The organism is Antricoccus suffuscus (assembly GCF_003003235.1).
Classification (GTDB): Bacteria; Actinomycetota; Actinomycetes; order Mycobacteriales; family Antricoccaceae; genus Antricoccus; species Antricoccus suffuscus.
Map to the genome: position 1 here is coordinate 1 of NZ_PVUE01000040.1, position 1,749 is coordinate 1,749.

Annotated in this window: 1 protein-coding gene; it reads left to right on the forward strand. The window is 68.9% G+C overall.

The genetic code is table 11. From position 1 onward, the window contains the following. Positions 1-322: 322 nt before the first annotated feature. A partial coding sequence (locus tag CLV47_RS21735) for a 13E12 repeat family protein (RefSeq protein ID WP_146135492.1) occupies positions 323-1,749 on the forward strand: 1,427 nt, incomplete at its 3' end.

The window sequence follows — 1,749 nt, forward strand, 5'->3', positions numbered from 1 at the left end:
GTCTGATCACTGCCTCACGCGCGTCTACCTCGATACCCATACCGGCCTCGATTCACGGTTTCAGGGTGTTGCGACAATCCCTTGACCGCACAGTCACGAATGTCTCGCCGTCCGTCACGAATGTCTGGCCGTCCGTCGCGAATGTCCGGCCGTCCGTCACGAATGTCCGCTCGTCCGTCACGAATGTCTCACCGTCGGTCGCTCCCGTACGCCGGTCTGGTCCCGGGCCACGGGCTGCCCGCCCCGCGGACGGGCTTGGCGTCTGTCCACAGGCCGGTCTCGAGGATCGCGACGTGTCGTACACCAGTACTAGACTAGACACATGCTCGAGACCACCGAAGCAGCACCCGAGGGCGAGGACCAGGACGATGTCCTGACCCCACTCGGGCCCGCCGCGTCCGGCCGAGCACCAGACCTGATCGCGTTGCGCACGTTCCGCGAAAGCCTCGCCGGCACCCACGACGACACACTCGATGACGCGGCCCGGATCGACCAGATCCGGGCCCTGGAAGAACTCAAAGCCGCCGCCGCAGCCGCGCAAGCCCGACTCGCAGTCTCCTTCCACGCCTCGCAACGCGACCAACAAGCAGCCGCCGGCACCCCGCGGCGGCGTCTCGGGCGCGGTATCGGTGAACAGATCGCCGCCGCCCGCCGCGACGCGCCCCGCAAAGGCGGCCAGCACCTCGGCCTCGCGACCGCACTGATACGCGTGTTGCCGCACACCATGCGGGCCCTGGAACTGGGCCGGCTGTCGGAATGGCGGGCCAGCCTGATCCTCCGCGAAATCGCGTGCCTGAGCGAAGCCGACCAACGCGAAGTCGACCGGCGCCTCGCCGCCGACACCGACGCGGTCACCGGGTGGGGTAACCGGCGGTTCACCGGCGAAGCGCACAAACACGCCCTCCAGTTAGACAATGCTGCGCTGGCTGAACGGGCCCGCAAAGCCGCCCGCGGCAGGCGTGTCACCCTCCGCCCCGCGCCGGACGGCATGAGCTACTTGACCGGGCTACTACCCATGACGCACGGCATCGCCGCGTACGGGGCGCTGTATAAACACGCGAGCAGTCTGATCGCGCGCGGGGACCCGCGGAGCCGGGGACAGATCATGGCCGACACCCTCATCGAACGCCTCACCGGACAGGCCTGCGTCACGGAGCCGGTCCCGGTCGATATCCGGCTCGTCATCACCGACCGGACCCTGCTGGCCGGAGGGACCGAACCGGCGTACCTGCCCGGGTACGGCTCCATTCCCGCGGGCACCGCCCGCGACCTGATCCGCGACGCGATCGGCCGTCAACGAACGACGGCCGATACTGGCACCGACCCTGCGGCTGGTACCGACACGGACGCCGACCCTGCGGCTGGGCTCGGCCGCTACGCGGCCGAGCGTCGGCGGCACGCCGACGCGGACAGTAACGCGCGCGGCGCGGCGGATCGATTCCATGACCCGGGCGGGCATCCATCCGGCGACACGGTTCCACCAGGCAATCGCAGACCACCGGACGACAAACCGCCCGGCGATCAGAGACCTACGGGCGAGAAACCGTCCGGCGATCAGAGACCAACGGACGAGAAATCACCAACGGACGAGAAGCCGCCAGCCGGCAAACCGCCCGACGGTCCGTCATCGGACGGCGACCGGAAGCGGGCCGATAAACGCCAAGAACGCGTGAAGGCGTACGCGTGGCTACGCGCGGTCTACACTCACCCCACCACCGGGGCATTGATCGCGATGACCTCCAGACGACG